The sequence below is a fragment of the Streptomyces sp. CGMCC 4.7035 genome (assembly GCF_031583065.1).
Lineage (GTDB): Bacteria > Actinomycetota > Actinomycetes > Streptomycetales > Streptomycetaceae > Streptomyces > Streptomyces yaanensis.
On the sequence record NZ_CP134053.1, the window covers coordinates 7,039,173 to 7,056,025 of the forward strand.

General features: G+C 70.1%; 17 protein-coding genes and 2 tRNA genes. 7 read left to right on the forward strand and 12 right to left on the reverse strand.

Features of this window, described 5'->3' with window-relative positions; all coding sequences use genetic code 11:
• Positions 1–4: 4 nt before the first annotated feature.
• Positions 5–1,411 carry an FAD-binding oxidoreductase gene (locus Q2K21_RS30985; RefSeq protein ID WP_310777683.1) on the reverse strand — a complete coding sequence of 469 codons (1,407 nt, stop codon included), beginning with the start codon at positions 1,409–1,411 and terminating at the stop codon, positions 5–7.
• Positions 1,412–1,515: 104 nt separating this feature from the next.
• Positions 1,516–2,661, reverse strand: coding sequence for a 4-hydroxyphenylpyruvate dioxygenase (gene hppD / locus Q2K21_RS30990; RefSeq protein ID WP_310777685.1), 1,146 nt, complete (start codon positions 2,659–2,661; stop codon positions 1,516–1,518).
• A gap of 122 nt (positions 2,662–2,783) precedes the next feature.
• Here hppD and Q2K21_RS30995 point away from each other — a divergent pair, with 122 nt between their 5' ends.
• The 5 genes from Q2K21_RS30995 (at position 2,784) to Q2K21_RS31015 (ending at position 5,635) form a co-directional block, all read left to right on the forward strand.
• Positions 2,784–3,263, forward strand: coding sequence for an Lrp/AsnC family transcriptional regulator (locus tag Q2K21_RS30995; protein ID WP_310777686.1), 480 nt, complete (start codon positions 2,784–2,786; stop codon positions 3,261–3,263).
• A 19-nt stretch (positions 3,264–3,282) separates the two neighbouring features.
• Complete coding sequence (locus Q2K21_RS31000; protein ID WP_310777689.1) at positions 3,283–3,957, forward strand: ABC transporter permease; 675 nt, start codon at positions 3,283–3,285, stop codon at positions 3,955–3,957.
• A complete protein-coding gene (locus Q2K21_RS31005; RefSeq protein ID WP_310777691.1) occupies positions 3,954–4,754 on the forward strand; it encodes an ABC transporter permease in 801 nt (266 codons plus the stop codon). Before Q2K21_RS31000 ends, Q2K21_RS31005 begins: the two co-directional genes overlap by 4 nt.
• Before the next feature lie 101 nt (positions 4,755–4,855).
• Complete coding sequence (locus Q2K21_RS31010) at positions 4,856–5,440, forward strand: ArsR/SmtB family transcription factor (protein ID WP_310777693.1); 585 nt, start codon at positions 4,856–4,858, stop codon at positions 5,438–5,440.
• A 12-nt stretch (positions 5,441–5,452) separates the two neighbouring features.
• A complete protein-coding gene (locus Q2K21_RS31015; RefSeq protein WP_310777695.1) occupies positions 5,453–5,635 on the forward strand; it encodes a hypothetical protein in 183 nt (60 codons plus the stop codon).
• 161 nt (positions 5,636–5,796) lie between these two features.
• Here Q2K21_RS31015 and Q2K21_RS31020 read toward each other — a convergent pair whose 3' ends face one another.
• From Q2K21_RS31020 to Q2K21_RS31055, 8 genes are all read right to left on the reverse strand, one after another.
• Positions 5,797–6,588 (reverse strand): S16 family serine protease, encoded by a 792-nt coding sequence (locus tag Q2K21_RS31020; protein WP_310777698.1) that lies wholly within the window; start codon positions 6,586–6,588, stop codon positions 5,797–5,799.
• Positions 6,589–6,667: 79 nt separating this feature from the next.
• Complete coding sequence (menC, locus tag Q2K21_RS31025) at positions 6,668–7,777, reverse strand: o-succinylbenzoate synthase (RefSeq protein ID WP_310777701.1); 1,110 nt, start codon at positions 7,775–7,777, stop codon at positions 6,668–6,670.
• Positions 7,774–8,685, reverse strand: coding sequence for a chorismate synthase (locus Q2K21_RS31030; protein ID WP_310777704.1), 912 nt, complete (start codon positions 8,683–8,685; stop codon positions 7,774–7,776). The genes menC and Q2K21_RS31030 overlap by 4 nt, the downstream gene beginning before the upstream one ends.
• Positions 8,686–8,802: 117 nt before the next feature.
• Positions 8,803–9,444: an IclR family transcriptional regulator gene (locus Q2K21_RS31035; protein ID WP_310777707.1), complete on the reverse strand. Its 642-nt coding sequence runs from the start codon at positions 9,442–9,444 to the stop codon at positions 8,803–8,805.
• A 453-nt stretch (positions 9,445–9,897) separates the two neighbouring features.
• The gene (locus Q2K21_RS31040) at positions 9,898–11,706 is read right to left on the reverse strand and encodes a DEAD/DEAH box helicase (RefSeq protein ID WP_310777709.1); all 1,809 of its coding nucleotides are present in this window, start codon (positions 11,704–11,706) and stop codon (positions 9,898–9,900) included.
• Between the two features lie 146 nt (positions 11,707–11,852).
• Positions 11,853–12,221: a type II toxin-antitoxin system death-on-curing family toxin gene (locus Q2K21_RS31045; RefSeq protein ID WP_310777711.1), complete on the reverse strand. Its 369-nt coding sequence runs from the start codon at positions 12,219–12,221 to the stop codon at positions 11,853–11,855.
• Positions 12,221–12,418: a hypothetical protein gene (locus tag Q2K21_RS31050; protein ID WP_310777714.1), complete on the reverse strand. Its 198-nt coding sequence runs from the start codon at positions 12,416–12,418 to the stop codon at positions 12,221–12,223. The genes Q2K21_RS31045 and Q2K21_RS31050 overlap by 1 nt, the downstream gene beginning before the upstream one ends.
• Before the next feature lie 32 nt (positions 12,419–12,450).
• On the reverse strand, positions 12,451–13,905 hold the full coding sequence (locus Q2K21_RS31055; protein ID WP_310777716.1) for an MFS transporter: 1,455 nt from the start codon (positions 13,903–13,905) through the stop codon (positions 12,451–12,453).
• A gap of 221 nt (positions 13,906–14,126) precedes the next feature.
• On the opposite strand from Q2K21_RS31055, the gene Q2K21_RS31060 reads away from it, so the two are divergent.
• Positions 14,127–14,224 (forward strand) — tRNA-OTHER (locus tag Q2K21_RS31060).
• Between the two features lie 7 nt (positions 14,225–14,231).
• Positions 14,232–14,303, forward strand: a tRNA-Cys gene (locus Q2K21_RS31065).
• 157 nt (positions 14,304–14,460) lie between these two features.
• On the opposite strand, the gene Q2K21_RS31070 is transcribed toward Q2K21_RS31065, so the two are convergent.
• Both Q2K21_RS31070 and Q2K21_RS31075 read right to left on the reverse strand, forming a co-directional pair.
• Positions 14,461–15,318: a DUF6551 family protein gene (locus Q2K21_RS31070; RefSeq protein WP_310777718.1), complete on the reverse strand. Its 858-nt coding sequence runs from the start codon at positions 15,316–15,318 to the stop codon at positions 14,461–14,463.
• Between the two features lie 196 nt (positions 15,319–15,514).
• Positions 15,515–16,774, reverse strand: a complete 1,260-nt coding sequence (locus Q2K21_RS31075) for a tyrosine-type recombinase/integrase (RefSeq protein ID WP_386276695.1) — start codon at positions 16,772–16,774, stop codon at positions 15,515–15,517.
• Between the last annotated feature and the right edge of the window lie 79 nt (positions 16,775–16,853).

Consider the following 16,853-nt stretch of genomic DNA (forward strand, 5'->3'; position numbering starts at 1 on the left):
TGGGTCAGAAGAGCTTGCCCGGGTTGAGGATGCCCAGCGGGTCGAAGACCTGCTTGATCGCCCGCTGCATCTCCACGCCCACCGGGCCGATCTCGCGCGCCAGCCACTCCTTCTTCAGGACGCCCACGCCGTGCTCGCCGGTGATCGTGCCGCCGAGCGCCAGGCCGAGGGCCATGATCTCGTCGAAGGACTCGCGGGCGCGCCGGGACTCCTCGGGGTCCTGCGCGTCGAAGCAGACGGTCGGGTGCGTGTTGCCGTCCCCGGCGTGCGCGCAGACCCCGATGGTGAGCTTGTACTTCTCGGCGATCCGCTCCACTCCTTCGAGCATCTCGCCGAGCCGGGAGCGGGGCACGCACACGTCGTCGATCATCGTCGTGCCCTTGACGGCCTCCAGCGCGGTGAGCGACAACCGCCTCGCCTTCAGGAGGAGTTCGGACTCGGCCGCGTCGTCCGCCGGTACGACCTCGGTGGCGCCCGCGGCCTCGCACAGCGCGCCGACCGCGGCGAGGTCGGCGGCCGGGTCGGGGGTGTCGAAGGCGGCGAGCAGCAGGGCCTCGGTGCTCTCCGGCAGGCCCATGTGCGCCAGGTCGTTGACGGCCTTGACCGTCGTACGGTCCATCAGTTCGAGGAGGGACGGCACATGTCCGCCCTCCATGATCCGGCAGACGGCGTCGCAGGCGGCGGCCGCGGAGGCGAACTCGGCGGCCAGCACCAGCTGCTGGGGCGGCTGAGGCTTCAGCGCCAGGGTCGCGCGGACGACGATGCCCAGCGAGCCCTCGGAGCCGACGAAGAGCCGGGTGAGGTCGTAACCGGCCACGCCCTTGGCGGTGCGGCGGCCGGTGGACAAGAGGCGTCCGTCGGCGAGGACGACGTCGAGGCCGAGGACGTACTCGGCCGTCACCCCGTACTTCACGCAGCACAGACCGCCGGAGGCCGTGCCGATGTTGCCGCCGATGGTGCACATCTCCCAGCTGGAGGGGTCCGGCGGGTAGGCGAGGCCGTGTTCGTTCACCGCGCGGGAGAGCGTGGCGTTGATGACGCCGGGTTCGACGACGGCGACACGGTCGACCGGGTTGATCTCCAGGATCCGGTCCATCTTCGTCAGGGAGAGCACGATGCAGCCGTCGGAGGCGTTCGCGCCGCCCGACAGTCCGGTGCGGGCGCCCTGCGGGACGACCGGGACGCGTAGTTCGGTGGCCGTCCGCATGATGTGCTGCACCTGTTCGACGGTGCGCGGCAGCACGACCACGGCCGGGGTGCCGGACGCGCAGAAGCTCGCCATGTCGTTCGCGTACGAGGCCGTGACGTCGGGGTCCGTCAGGACGGCCGCGGCCGGCAGGCCGGTCCGGAGGCGGTCGAGGAGGTTGCCGGTGACTTCGTCGCGCGGGGCTTCGATACGGCTCATGATCACAGCGTCGCACCCGGGGGCAGCGGTGTGAACCCCGTCGGCGCGAGGCGCCCGCCGGGGACGGTGCCCGGCGGGCGCCCGCAGTCACAAGTTGCCGAGTCCGCGACTCACAGGTTTCCGCGCTTGGCCTGTTCCCGCTCGATCGCCTCGAACAGCGCCTTGAAGTTGCCCTTGCCGAAGCCCATGGAGCCATGGCGCTCGATGATCTCGAAGAAGACCGTCGGCCGGTCCTGGACCGGCTTGGTGAAGATCTGGAGCAGATAGCCGTCCTCGTCGCGGTCGGCGAGGATCTTCAGTTCGCGCAGGGTCTCGACGGGGACGCGGGTGTCGCCCACCCATTCGCCGAGGGTGTCGTAGTACGAGTCCGGGGTGTCCAGGAACTGCACACCGGCCGCCCGCATCGTCCGTACCGTGCGCACGATGTCGTTCGTGTTGAGCGCGATGTGCTGCACGCCGGGGCCGCCGTAGAACTCCAGGTACTCGTCGATCTGGGACTTCTTCTTGGCGACGGCGGGCTCGTTGATCGGGAACTTGACCTTGAGCGTGCCGTCGGCGACGACCTTGGACATCAGCGCGCTGTACTCGGTCGCGATGTCGTCGCCCACGAACTCCTTCATGTTCGTGAAGCCCATGACCTTGTTGTAGAAGCCCACCCATTCGTTCATACGACCGAGTTCGACGTTGCCGACGCAGTGGTCGATGGCCTGGAAGGTGCGCTGGGCGGGCGGTTCGACCATCGGGTCGGCGGCGGCGAAGCCGGGCAGGTACGGGCCGTCGTACCCCGTCCGCTCGACCAGGGTGTGGCGGGTGTCGCCGTACGTCGCGATGGCGGCCAGGACGACCGTGCCGTTGTCGTCCTTCAGCTCGTACGGCTCGGCGAGCGAGCGGGCGCCCTGCTCGATCGCGTACGCGTACGCGGCGCGCGCGTCCGGGACCTCGATGGCGAGGTCGATCACGCCGTCGCCGTGCTCGGCCACGTGCCGGGTGAGGAAGTGGCCCCAGGTGGTGGCGGGCTTGATGACGGAGGTGAAGACGAAGCGGGCGGAGCCGTTCTCCAGGACGTACGAGGCGGTCTCGCGGCTGCCGTTCTCCGGTCCGGAGTAGGCCACGAGCCGCATGCCGAAGGCGGTGGAGTAGTAGTGCGCGGCCTGTTTGGCGTTGCCCACGGCGAAGACGACCGCGTCCATTCCCTTGACCGGGAAGGGGTCGGCCTCGCGCGCGGTGTCAGGGGTGTGGTGTGTGGTCTGTGTCATAGCGGCAGCCTCACCCCTCCCCGCAAGGTGCGCAATAGTTTGCGTGTCAGCTGAACAATCTGCCCAGCGGACGCCCCTTGTCGGCGGGCGTTCTGTACATGATGACCATCGGGGAGCACTGCATGGCGATCGATCATCTGGACGCCCGGCTCATCGTGCTGCTGGCACGCGAGCCGCGGATCGGGGTGCTGGAGATGTCCCGGCGGCTCGGGGTCGCGCGCGGCACCGTGCAGGCGCGCCTGGATCGTCTTCAGTCGAATGGAGTGATCCGCGGATTCGGGCCCGAGGTGGACCCGGCGGCGCTCGGCTATCCGGTCACGGCGTTCGCGACGCTGCAGATCCGGCAGGGTCAAGGGGCGGACGTCCGCGCCCACTTGGCGACCGTCCCGGAGGTGCTCGAACTGCACACCACCACCGGCAGCGGGGACATGCTGTGCCGGCTGGTGGCTCGCTCGAATGCCGATCTTCAACGTGTGATCGACCGGGTTGTCGGTTTTGATGGCATCGTCCGGGCCGCCACGGCGATCGTCATGGAAAACCCCGTTCCGCTGCGGATCATCCCGCTGGTGGAGCAGGCGGCGGAGGACCGGGAAAGGAACTAGCCGACCGGGGTGAGCGCGCGTGAGCTTCTGGGAGTACTTGGGCGACCGTCACCAGCAGTTGCTCACGGAGACCTGTCAGCACGCCCTCGTGGTCGCGCAGTGCGTGGTCCTCGCGACGGCCCTCGGGGTGCTGGCCGGCGTCGCCATCTGCCGCAGCGGGTGGCTGGGCGACCACGCCACGGCCACCACCGCCACCCTCCTGGCCGTCCCGCCCCTCGCCCTGATCGGTCTGCTGGTCCCGGTCGTGGGACCGGGGGTGCCGCCGACCGTCATCGCGCTGACCCTGTGCGGACTGGTGCCGATCGCGCGGAACACCGTCGTCGGACTGCGCGGGACCGATCCGTCACCGCTGGACACGGCCCGGGGCCTCGGCATGTCGCGGACGGCACGGCTCGTGCGCGTGGAGCTGCCGCGGGCCTGGCCGCCGATCCTCACCGGGATCCGGGGCTCCACGCGGATACTGATGGGCATCGCCGCGATCGCCGCGTACGCCTCCGGGCCCGGCCTCGGCAACGAGATCTTCCGCGGCCTCGGCTCCCCGGGCGACGCGCACGCGCGCGACCAGGTGCTCGCGGGCACGCTCGGGATCGTCGCCCTCGCGCTTCTGTTCGACACCGCATACGCCCTCATCGGGCGGCTGACCATCCCCAGGACGCCTGGAGCACCGGCGCAACCGGAGGAGAACCAGACGTGACCACACCCAAGCTGGAGGAGCAGAAAGAGACCGAAGTGACGGCTCCGCCGAGCCCCCCGCAACGGCGGGTCACCTGGCAGAGGGTGACCCTGCTGCCATTGGCGCTGGTCGCCGTGCTCCTGACGGCCCGACAGTGGTTCCGGCACGCCCACCTGGACCCGGTCACCGAGAGCGCGCTGGCGCGCGGGCAGGTGACGAAGGCGCTGTGGCGGCATGTCGAACTGACCGCGATCTCCACATTCTGCGTGCTGATCATCGCGATCCCGCTGGGGATCCTGCTCACCCGCAGGTCCTTCCGCAAGGTCACGCCGGTGGCGATGGCGATCGCCGACATGGGGCGGGCCGCCCCGGCGATCGGCCTGCTGGCGCTGCCGGTGATCTGGCTCGGCACCGGCCGGAAGGCCGTCCTGATCGGCATGATCGCCTTCGCCGTCCTGCCGGTGCTGTCGCACACGGTCAAGGGACTGAGAGCGAACGACCCGACGCTCCTGGAGGCCGCGCGCGACATCGGTATGTCCCCGCTGGGCGTGCTGACCCGGATGGAACTGCCGCTCGCGGTGCCGCTGATCCTGGCGGGCGTGCGCACGGCGCTGGTCCTCAACGTGGGTACGGCGACCCTGGCGGCCTTCGGGGGAGGCGGCGGCCTGGGCGTGCTGATCAGGACCGGCATCGCCCATCAGCGCACACAGGTGCTGCTGCTCGGCGCGATCCTCACGATCGCGCTCGCACTGCTGGTCGACTGGCTGGCGTCACTGGGCGAGCTGTTGCTGCGGCCGCGGTTCGCCAAGCGGGCCTGAGAGACCGGAAGTTCCAAGGAGCCGGCTCCGGAACAGGTTCCAAAGAACTGCTTGCAAAGAACCCGTTGCAGCGGTTTCTTTGCAACGCTACCTTTGTACGCATGAACGAGCCCCAGGACCCACAGGTCCGCAACCTCGACGCCCGCTCACTGCGTGGACTCGCACACCCGCTGCGCATGCGGCTGCTCGACGCCCTGCGCTTCGGGGGACCGGCCACGGCGTCCCAACTCGCCGACAGACTGGGCGAGTCGAGCGGCTCGACCAGTTACCACCTGCGCCAGCTCGCCGCCCACGGCTTCGTCGAGGACGCCCCCGAGCACGGCAAGGGGCGGGAGCGGTGGTGGAAGGCGGTCCACCGGGGTCTTGCGTTCGACGACTCCCTCCTGCGGGACGACAACCCGGAGGTGCGCGGCGCCGCCGACCTGTACCTGCACGAGGTCGCGACCACGCAGACCCGTGATCTGTCCACGTGGCTGGGCAACCGCGATGCCTGGCCCGAGGAGTGGTCCCGCGTCTGGGACCTGAGCAGCGCGACGCTACGGCTGACGCCCGAACTCACCCGCGAACTGGTCGAGAAGATGCACGCCCTCCTCGACACCTATCGCGAGCTGGCCGCCGACGAGAACGACCCACAGGCCGCACAGGTACGGATCCACACGCACGCCTTCCCCATCACCACGGACTGAAAGGCACCGCCGATGCACCCCGAGGCCCAGCTCGCCCTGCACCGCGTCCGCGCCGCCGAACTCCACGCCCAGGCCGACGCGTATCGTCTCGCCACCGACGCCAGGCAACCCCGTGACCTGCGCGTACGCCTCGGCTGGACCCTCGTCGAGGTCGGCCTGCGGCTCGCCGCCGCACCCCGGCCCGCCACTGTCTAGTGCCCCGGCAGGCAACGTTTGCCCGTCAAGGAGCGGCGTCCGGTGCGTGCTCTCGGGGTGCCGGACGGAAGCCCTCGTACTGGATGTACTTGGGCTTTCGACCGGTGCGGCGAGAGTGCGTGCCGGGCGTCGCGACGGGGCGAACGTTGCCTGTCGGGGCACTAGCAGCTCGGTACCGAGCCCTTCCCCTTCTCCAGCGCCACCAGCGCGTCGACCGCGCCGTTCAATGTCGTCACCGGAACCAGCCGCAGCCCCTTCGGCAGCTGCGCCTTCGCGTCGGAGCACTCCGCCTTCGGGATCAGGAAGACCGTCGCACCGTCGCGGCGGGCGGCCTGCGTCTTGAGGGCGACGCCGCCGACCGCGCCGACCTTGCCGGCCGCGTCGATCGTGCCCGTACCGGCGATGGTGCGGCCGCCCGTCAGGTCGCCCCCGCTGCCGTCGCCGTCCAGTTTGTCGACGATCCCGAGGGAGAACAGCAGGCCCGCGCTGGGACCGCCGACATCCGCGAGCTTCAGCGTGACCTTGACCTTCTTGTCGCTGAGGTCCAGGTATTTGAGCGCCGCCCGGGTCGCCGCGTCCTGGGACTGTTTCATCTGCTCGGTGTTGTGCCGCTCGATCTCCTTGACGCTGTTGCCGCTCGGGTAGACCGAGTCGCGCGGCAGCACCGCCCGGTCCGTACGGAACCAGCCGTCGACCACGTCACCGAGGGAGACCTGCGTGTCGGGACCGGTCGCCTCGATCGTCGTCATCCGTAGCTGACCGGTCGTCGTGCGGGTGGGAGCCCCGCTGATCGTGATCACGGGAGCGCCCTTGTTCTCGCCGAGGACGTTCGCCGTCATGCCGGGCTGCGCCACGGAGAACGGCAGCGGCGCGAACGCCGCCGTCGCGAGAAGGGCCACGACGGGCAGGGCACAGACGGCGACGGCCTTGGGGCGCGAGAGGCGAGAAAGCACGGAATCAATCTAACGTGACGGTGGATTCCGCCCGGGGGCCGGTCAGCCCCGCTCCGGGTCCTGCCGCCCACGACCGGTGTCAGCCCCCGTACACGGTCCTCCTGCCGGTGGTGAAGCGCCGTAGCGCGTCCGGGAGTGGTTCGATGCCGATTCCGGGTGCGGACGGCACCGGCAGATGGCCGTCCTCCAGGACGAACGGCTCGGTGATGTCCTCGGCGAAGTAACGGGAGGACGCCGAGGTGTCGCCGGGCAGTGTGAAGCCGGGCAGGGCGGCCAGGGCGAGGTTGGGCGCCCTGCCGATGCCCGTCTCCAGCATGCCGCCGCACCAGACCGGCACCCCGTGCGCGTGCGCCACGTCGTGCACGCGGCGGGCCTCCAGGTAGCCGCCGACCCGGGCCGGTTTCACGTTCACGACCCGGCAGGCGTCCAGCGCGATCGCGGAGGCGGTGTCGCGGGCGTTGTGCAGGGACTCGTCCAGGCAGACGGGGGTCGTGATGCGCTGCTGGAGTCGCGCATGGGCGCGGAGGTTGTTCTCCTCCAGCGGCTCCTCGATCAGCAGCAGCCCGAACACGTCGAGTTTCCGCAGGTGCTCGGCGTCGGCGAGCGTGTACGCCGTGTTCGCGTCGACCTGGAGCGGCAGCGCGTCCCCGAAGCGCTCGCGGACGGCTCGTACGGGTTCGAGGTCCCAGCCGGGTTCGATCTTCAGCTTGATGCGGACGTACCCCTCGGCGAGGTAGCGCTCGACATCGTCCAGCAGCTCCGGCACGGAGTTCTTGATACCGACCGAGACCCCGGCCGGCACCCGGTCCCGTACCGCCCCCAGGTAGGTCGCGAGCGGCATGCCGTGTGCGCGCAGCTCCGCGTCCAGGACCGCCGTCTCCAGGGCCGCCTTGGCCAGCTCGTGCCCCTTGATCTTCCCCATGGCCGGGGCGAGCGCTGCCGTGGTCAGGCGGGGCAGGGCGGCGACGCGCGGCAGCAGGAAGTCGCGCAGGACGATCTCGGCCCCGGCGACGAACTCGGGGCAGTACAGCGGCTCGGGGTCGGCCGCGAACTCCGACCAGCCCTCGGCGGCGTCGGTGACGACATGGAGGAGGAAGGTGTCCTTCGTCGTCATGGTGCCGAAGGAGGTGCGGAACGGGCCGACGAGCGGGATCGCCACATGGACGATCTCGACGCGTTCGAGCTTCATGCCGGGGTGTCCTCCTCGCGGGTGAGCGTGTACGAGCCGTCCCGGGACATGCCCGTCGCCCTGAACCCCTCGGCAAAGGCCTCCGTGAAGACGTCGCGGACGGCGTGCCGCCAGCGCAGGGCGAGGGCGGGGTCGGCGGCGCGCAGGGCGACGATGTCGCCGGGCACGCGGCACCACACGTGCCGGCCGTCGCGGGAGCGGCGGGCGAGCGGGGCGCCGTCCGGGGCCATGGGGGTCCCTTGGGGGAGGGCGGCGGGGAGGGCGACGGGGTGGGCGGCGGGTCGGCCGATGGCGTGGGTGGCGGGCGCGGCGTTGCGGTCGGCGGTCTCGTACGGTCGCCGGGGCGCCGTCAGGTCCCAGGTCACCGTCAGCCGGTCGCTCTCGTCGCCGCCGTTCACGCCGTCGGCCATCGGGCCGTAGAAGTCGACCAGGTACTCGGTGCCGGTCGCGCCCAGCTTGGCCAGGTTGAATCGGGCGTTGCGGCCCACCAGCGGGTCGAAGGTCCAGCGCAGGGTGCGGGCGCCGCGCTCCAGGACCCAGGCGCGCTGCGCCTGCTTCACGGCATACCCGACACCGTGGTCGGCCGCCGCCACCAGGGAGTACGCGGCCGCGGCCGCGGGCGGCCCGAACACGGCGACGCAGGCCCCGGCGAGCCGCTCCCCCTCGACGGTGTACGCGGCGTGCACGGCCCCGCCCGCGTGGACGAGGCTGTGCAGCACCTCCGCCGGGTACGGCGGAGTGCTGCGGGGCGTCTGCCACACATCGCTGAAGAAGTCCGCCACGGCGGCGAGGCCGACCGCGTCGTGCACGGTGCGGACGACGACCGCGGCGGCGCGGGCGGCACCGTCCGCGAGTGCGCGCACCGCCGCGTGCTCGGGTAAGTCCGGTCGGTCAGTCTCAGCTGTCATGAATCGAGTGTGGAAGGCGGCGGCAGCGTCGGCAACGGCCCGCGCGGTGGCCGAAGTCGAGGACGCTCGTGGCGGCTCCGGCGGGGGATCCCCCGGACGCGCCGCGCCGCGCGACGGTCAGCGCAGCGCCTCGGCCACCTCTCGCGCCGCGTCCATCACCCGTGGTCCCACCCTCTCCGGTACCGAGTCCGACAGCATCACGACCCCCACGCTGCCCTCGACCCCCGTCACCCCCAGCAGCGGTGCGGCCGCCCCGCAGGCGCCCGTCTCCAACTCCCCGTGCGTGAGCGTGTATCCGGGGTCGGTGACCGGCTGCCGACGGGCCGCGAGGATCGCACGGCCGGCGGCTCCCCGGTCGAGCGGATGCCGGAAGCCTGCGCGGTACGCCACGTGGTAGTCGGTCCACGTCGGCTCGACCACGGCGACGGCCAGCGCCTCCGACCCGTCGACGAGCGTGAGGTGCGCGGTCGCCCCGATGTCCTCGGCGAGCGCCCGCAGGGCGGGCAGCGCGGCCTCCCGCACCAGCGGATGCACCTGGCGGCCCAGACGCAGCACACCGAGCCCGACCCGGGCGCGGCCGCCCAGATCGCGGCGTACGAGAGAGTGCTGCTCCAGGGTGGCGAGCAACCGGTACACCACAGTCCGGTTCACGCCCAGTTTGCTGGACAGCTCGGTGACGGTCAGCCCGTGGTCCGTGTCGGCGAGCAGCTTGAGGACCCTGAGGCCCCGGTCGAGCGTCTGGGAGGTCTCCGCGGTCACGACGCCCACTCCTTAGTGGTGAGGTCGGCGGCCCCGTCGCGGCGGATGCGCCGCCGAGTCCCGTCGGCGACGCGCTTCAGAGGCCGCCGTTCGGCCGGCGGCCCGGGTGGATCCCGGACTCAGTCGCTTCACGGCTGCGCTCCGCGGCGGCGCTGCCACGGGGCGTGTGCGTAGCGGGACAGTAGCGAGCCAGTTCGCTCAGCGGAAGGCTCCGTCCAGAATCCGGTCAGTGACTGGTACGGAGTGGTTCACTTTGCGGAGGTATGTACGCGGTGGCGTACGACCGGGCAGGGCGCGGTGAGGCGCCCCTGTAAGGGGCGCGGGGAACTGCGCGACCGGCCACGGACTACCCGCAGCCGAAGTACAACAGCTGCCACCCGTGCCCCCGGCACCGGCACCGGCACCGGCACCGGCACCGGCACCGGCCCAGCGCCCAGCGCCCAGCGCCCAGCGTCACCGCATACGGGTGGCCCACTCCTGGACCTTGGCGATCCGCTGCCGCAACTGCCCCGCCGTGCACTCCGCGCTCGGTGGCCCCCCGCACACCCGCCGCAGCTCGGTGTGGATCACGCCGTGCGGCTTGCCGCTCTGGTGCGAGTACGCGCCGACCATCGTGTTGAGCTGCTTGCGCAGCTCCAGCAGTTCCTTGTGGGTGACCACGGGCCGCCGGTCGGCGGGCAGTTCGAGCAGGTCCGCCTCCGTGTCCGGCTTCTTGCGGCTGTGCGCGATCTGCCGGGCCTGCCGCTTCTGCAGCAGCAACTGCACCTGCTCGGGTTCGAGAAGGCCCGGAATGCCCAGGTAGTCCTGTTCCTCCTCGCTCCCCGGGTGGGCCTGCATGCCGAACTCGGCGCCGTTGTACATGACCCGGTCGAAGACGGCGTCGGACTCCAGCGCCTCGAACGGCAGCATGTCCTGCTCGCCGGTGTCCTCGTCCTGCTCCCGGTTGGCCTCGTCCATCTCCTTCTCGGACTCGGCGTACGGGTCCTCCTCCTCGCCGCCCTTCTTGGGCTTGTCGAGGACGTGGTCGCGCTCGACCTCCATCTCGTTGGCGAAGGTGAGGAGGTCGGGGACGGTCGGCAGGAAGACGGAGGCGGTCTCGCCGCGCCGCCGCGACCGTACGAAACGGCCGACGGCCTGGGCGAAGAAGAGGGGTGTCGAGATCGTGGTGGCGTACACGCCGACGGCGAGCCGCGGCACGTCGACGCCCTCGGACACCATGCGCACCGCGACCATCCAGCGGTCGTCGTTGCCGCTGAACTCGTCGATACGGTCGGAGGCGCCGGAGTCGTCGGACAGGACGAGGGTCGCCTTGTGCCCGGTGATCTCGCGGATCAGCTTGGCGTACGCGCGGGCCGAGTCCTGGTCGGAGGCGATGACGAGGGCCCCGGCGTCCGGGATGGCCTTGCGGACCTCGGTCAGCCGCTGGTCGGCGGCGCGCAGCACGCTGGGCATCCAGTCGCCGCGCGGGTCGAGGGCGGTGCGCCAGGCCTGGCTGACGGCGTCCTTGGTCATGGGCTCGCCGAGCCGGGCGGCGATCTCGTCGCCCGCCTTGGTGCGCCAGCGCATGTTGCCGCTGTAGGAGAGGAAGATGACGGGCCGGACGACGTGGTCGGCGAGCGCGTGGCCGTACCCGTAGGTGTAGTCGGCGGCGGACCGCCGGATCCCGTCGTTCCCCTCCTCGTACGTGACGAAGGGGATGGGGTTGGTGTCGGACCGGAACGGCGTACCGGTGAGGGCGAGTCGGCGGGTCGCGGGCTCGAAGGCCTCCAGACACGCCTCGCCCCAGGACTTGGAGTCACCGGCGTGATGGATCTCGTCGAGGATGACGAGGGTCTTGCGCTGCTCGACGCGGTTGCGGTGCAGCATGGGCCGCACTCCGACGCCCGCGTAGGTGACGGCGACGCCGTGGTACTCCCGGCCCAGCGGTCCGGCGCTGTATTCGGGGTCGAGCTTGATCCCGATCCGCGCGGCCGCCTCCGCCCACTGCTTCTTCAGGTGCTCGGTCGGCGCGACCACGGTCACCTGCTGCACGACGTGGTGGTGCAGCAACCAGGACGCGAGCGTCAGCGCGAAGGTCGTCTTGCCTGCGCCGGGCGTGGCGACGGCGAGGAAGTCACGCGGCTGCTCCTGGATGTACTTCTCCATCGCCCCCTGCTGCCAGGCACGCAGCTTGCCGGCGGTGCCCCAGGGGGCGCGGCCGGGGAAGGCGGGAGAGAGGTGGTGAGAGTGGGAGGAGCTGGAGCTGGTGGCGGTGGTAGTCACGGTCTCCGTAGAAGGGGGGTCGGGCGGCTCGGATGCGTACGACAACCGGGCCACCCTACCGGCGACCCGGCGGGGTCAACGCCCGCACAGCGCCGGGTCGGCCGGGGATGGGATTCAGCTCACACCGCGCCGCGCACGCACCTCGGTCAGCGCGCGAAGCGCGGCAACTGGGCGGCGATCTTCGGTACGTCCAAGGCGCCCTGGCACACGTCCAGCACGAATCGCTCGGCCTCGTCCACGTCGAAGTTCGCGTCCAGGGGGTGCCCGTTCACGTGCAGAAACACCCAGGTCGCGTACCAGGCGATGCGCTTGTTCCCGTCGACGAGGGCGTGGTTGCGGGCAAGGGACTCCATCAACGCGGCAGCCTTCTGCCATACGTCGGGATAGGCATCCTGACCGAACACGCTCGACTGAGGACGTGCGAGGGCCGAGTCCAGGAGCCCGTAATCGCGCACGTCGTCCACGCCGAGCCGCTTCGTCAGGTTCAGCAGCTCGGCAAGCGTGAGGTAGTGCATCAGGCGAGCCTCCGGTTCAGCTCCTCGCTGACCTTCAGGACGTGTTCCGCTGCCTCGTCGAACAGACGCGAGTGCTCGTTTATGGCCGACATCACGGCGTCGTGCGCGAACGCCTGCATGCTGCGCCCTTCCGCCGCCGCACGCTCGCGCAGCGCCTCGAGCTCTTCGTCCGTAAACCGCAGGTTCAGTCCAGCCATGCTTCGACGGTACTACGTGGTACCACTCGGTGTCAGCGGGATTCCGTCCGCAGCCGCGTAGTCACCCACGCCCCCACCAACGCCACCCCCGCCATCGGCAGGAACACCACGGCGAAGGCGGCCGGATGCGAGCCGCCGGCGGTCGTCCCGGTCGCCGTGTGGGCGACCGTGCCGCCGCCGAGCGCGGCGAACGCGGCACCGCCCGCGGCGAGCAGGAGGACGTTGGAGAGGCCGTCGGAGATCTGGAGGGCGGCCGAATTCGCGCCCGCCTCCTCGGGGGCCGACAGGCTCAGCAGCAGGACGCTGGTGGAGGAGATGACCAGGCCCATGCCGAAGCAGCCGAACCCCCAGGCGACGGCGACGGTCCAGACGGGCACGGCGTGGATCAGCACGCTGGGCGCCGTGACGATCGCCACCGCCACGATGAGCATGCCCAGCGTCATCAGCCGCTCCCGGTACGGCTCCAGGCGCGGCCTCGACTGCACGTACGACCCCAGCGCCCAGGTCCCGCCGGCCGCCGCGAGCGAGAACCCGGCCAGCGTCGGCGACAGCCCCCGCTGGGTGACGAGCATCAGCGGGATGAAGCTCTCCGCCGAGATGAAGGCACCCGCCGCCACTCCGCGCAGCAGCACCACGGACGGCAGTCCGCGCGCCGCCCGCCAGGTGCCGTGGGGAAGCAGCCCGAGCACGGCCGGGACCAGCAGCGCGACGCCCGCGACGCCGGGGACCAGGGACACCCACCTGAGGTCCTGGGCCGCGTACTGGAGAAGTCCCGCGCCCAGCGAGATGCCGAGCGCCAGCCGGATGCGGCGGCCGTCGAAGGGAGCGGCGACCGCCTCCGTGGCGGGGCCACCCGCCCGGCGCCGTATCTGCGGGAGCGCGAGCGCGAGCGGGAACACCACCAGCACCGGGATGCCGATGAAGACCCAGCGCCAGCCGAGCTGCTCGGTCACCGCGCCGGACGCCAGCGGGCCGACCACGGTCGGGACCACCCAGCATGCCGCGAACGCGGCCATCATCGCGGGCCGCAGCCGCTCCGGGTAGGCCCGGCTCACGACCACATACAGCGCGACGATCACCAGTCCGCCGCCCAGCCCCTGCACGGCCCGCCCCAGGATGAACAGCCACATCGCCCCGGCCGTCCCGGACAGCAGCAGTCCGGCCGCGAAGGCGGCGATGCCGCAGGTCAGCGAGGCGAGCGGGCCGTTGCGGTCCGACCACTGCCCCGCGAGCACCATGCCGAACAGGCTCGTCGTGAAGTACCCGGAGAACGCGAAGGCGTACAAGGACAGCCCGTCCAGCTCCCGCGCCGCGACCGGCATCGCCGTGCCGACCGCCGTCGCCTCGAAGGCGATGAGCAGGACGACCGAGACGATGCCGATGGTCAGTGCCCGGTAGGGGCGGGCGAGTACACCGGTGGCGTCGTCCGATGGGACGGGAGGGGCGGTATCGGCGACGTCGGTGTCGCGGGGTTCCAGGGCTGCCATGCAGGTCAGGGTAAGGGGCTCAGCGGGGATTGGCTCCTGTCGGGAGACGGTGATGGGTTCGGACCTTGGTCGTACGACTCGCCTTACCTGAACCTCGCCTTTCATGAACGGCGTATGGCAGTCCCGTTGCAGCCCCCGCGGCGCTCTTGAGGCCCTCGACCACCCGGCCCTACGGTCAATGCGTCAGGTCGGAACGAGTGAGCCGTGCCGCACCTGATCTTGGCCGTGTGCCCGAGCGGTTTAGGGACTCGCCTGCGCAGCATCCATCAGCGGGCTCCGCCCGCGGGGAGTTACGCGGGTTCAATTCCCGCCACGGCCAGGTGAATGGCCGTGTGCCCGAGTGGTTTAGGGACTCGCCTGCAAAGCGAGTTACGTGGGTTCGATTCCCGCCACGGCCTCTACCTGCCTGACCAGGCAAAACAAAGGGCGGCACCTCATCCGGGGTGCCGCCCTTTCGGCCGTCCGTCTCAGTTGCCGTCTCAGTAGACGGTTACGAGCGAAGAAAGCGCGGTGCCCGCGCCGCAGGCAGCGGGCGGGGCACCGCGCCGGCTAGGGCTACTCGAAGATGTTCGGGACGGGGATGCGGTTGACGCGGCGGTTAGCGTTCCAGGCGGAGGCAACCGCCAAGTGAGCGGCCTTGAGGCGGCCCTTGGTGCCGTCGTGGCGGGTGTTGTTGTTGGTGGCGATGGTCTGGATCTTGGCCCTGAAGGAAGTGGGGTCACCCTGGCGCTTGAGCTTCTGCGCCAACTCCTGGGGGTTCAGTTCATCGGAGTGCTTGGACATCACCGTGGCGATGCCTCCGATAGTGACGGAGTGCCACGTGTCCGGGGTACGACCCCAGGCGTCCTCGGCGATGGTGAGCGACAGGTCCAGGATCTCGGGACCGTGCTCCATGACGATGCTGAGGATCCCCTTGATGCCGCGCACGCCGTTGACGCTGCTGCTGCCTACCTTGAGCTGGTGCTTCTCAAGGACGGTGTTGGTGTCCTGGAAGAGCGGATGCCCTGCCAATACACCGATCCTGAACTCGTCATTCGGGCCGACCTTCGAGGACTCCTTGTTCTTGATGATGAACAGTGACGCCTCGTTGGCCATCGAGAGGCCGGAGTGGACCTCACAGGTAATGGTCTGGATAGCCTCGCGAACGTCCTCCGAGACCGAGACTTTCCCAGTCAGGATGAGCTGGCAGGCGTAGACGCGGTGCATACCGTCCACCGCGTACAGACCGTCATCGCGCTGCGAGAGGATCGGCGTCCCGAGTGCGGTGGGGACCAGCTTCTCAGCGATGGCCGCCGCACGGGCCTTGTTGAGGTTGCGCTGCGCGCGGTGGTCGAACTTGATAGTCCTCGGGTCCACCTTGATGTACTCGATCGGGTGGTCCGGGATGTCGTAGCTGTAGTCCTTGCCGGGCAAGGCTTCTCCTTTTGTGTCAGCACCCCAATGGGGGTGACGGCGACACATGTCAGCTCCCGAATGCGGGAGACGGCGACTAAGTGATGATCAGACTATCGGGCAACTGGGCTATTCAGCACCCGAATTCACCGACTCAGACAGAACGCCCGCGTGAAGGTGTCGGCGCTGCCACAGACTCGCCGAACGAGATGACTTGTTAGGGCAAGTCCTCGCCTTCCTCAGCTCCCGGCCGGAGGGCATCGGACTGCCAGATCAGGCCGTCCACCTGCCTCGCGATGTCCATCCGAACGGCGTCCACCATGTGCTGATAGCGGGCGGCCATGGCCGTGGTCGACCAACCCATGAGGCCCATGACGGCACGCTCGGGAACGCCGAGGATCAGTAGAACCGTCGCGGCTGTATGGCGGGCGTCGTGGAGACGTCCGTCGCGAACGTTCGCCTCCGTGAGCAGAGCTTTCCACTCGGTCCAGTCCCGGCGGTGGGACGGGCTACGGCCGTTTTCGTCCGGGAAGACCAACCCGTTCTCCTCCCAGTACTTCCCGGCCGCCGCCCGCTCCCCTTTCTGTGCCTTTAGGTGGGCACGGAGTAGGTCAACGAGTTGTTCGGGGAGACCAACCGCGCGGCGGCCGGCGCGCGACTTGGTGGTGGCCAACTCCGGGTTCGTCCGACGCCTCTGCGGGCAGTATCCGGCGGCCTTGCGCCCGCAGGGGTCCACGCACCCATGGGCGTACTGAGGCCGGTGTCGACTACGCCGGACAACAAGGAATCCACCGTCAAGGTCCACGTCCTCCCACCTCAGACCGAGCACTTCCCCTTGGCGCAGTCCGAGGGCGAGGGCGACGGCCCAGCGAGCGGAGTTGCGGTGCTGGTCAGCGGCCTTGAGCAACCGCTGCACCTCTTGGACGCTATAGGGCTCCACCTCGTACTCCCCCGTCTTCGGCGCCTTGGCCAACTGAACGGGGTTCTTGCCGAGATGACCGCGCCGCACGGCCTCATTGAGGGCGGTGCGCAAGGTTCGGTGCGCCTGGTGAGCGGTCGCGGGCTTGCTGCCGTTGGCCTGCATCTTGGCGTAGAACGCCTCGATGTGCTCGGGCTTGAGCCTGTCGAGACGGTGAGCCCCCAATCCGGGGATCAAGTGCTTCCGCACCGCGACGCCGTACCCGACCATCGTGTTGTCGTTGACGGCGAGGGGCGCGACGTTCTCAATCCAGTGCGTCAGCCATGCCTTGACCGTCCACGCCTTGCCGGGCTTCTTTACAGTCTTGGCGTCGCGCTGCTTCTCCAACTCGCGTACGGCGGCCGTCACTTCAGTGCGAGTCTTACGTTCAACATGGCGCCGATCCGGCGTGCCATCGTCGCGGATGCCGACGGTGACGCGGCCGTGCCATTTGCCGTCCTTGCCGAAGTAGATCGAGCTGCGGCCGTTGGGCTGTCGGGTGCGCTTCTTCTCTGCCACAGGCAGGCTCCTGTTTCTTGGTGTCGGGATGGGACCGGGGCGGCGGGCTGTTCTGTCCGGGAGTGCCGCCGCCCCGGGC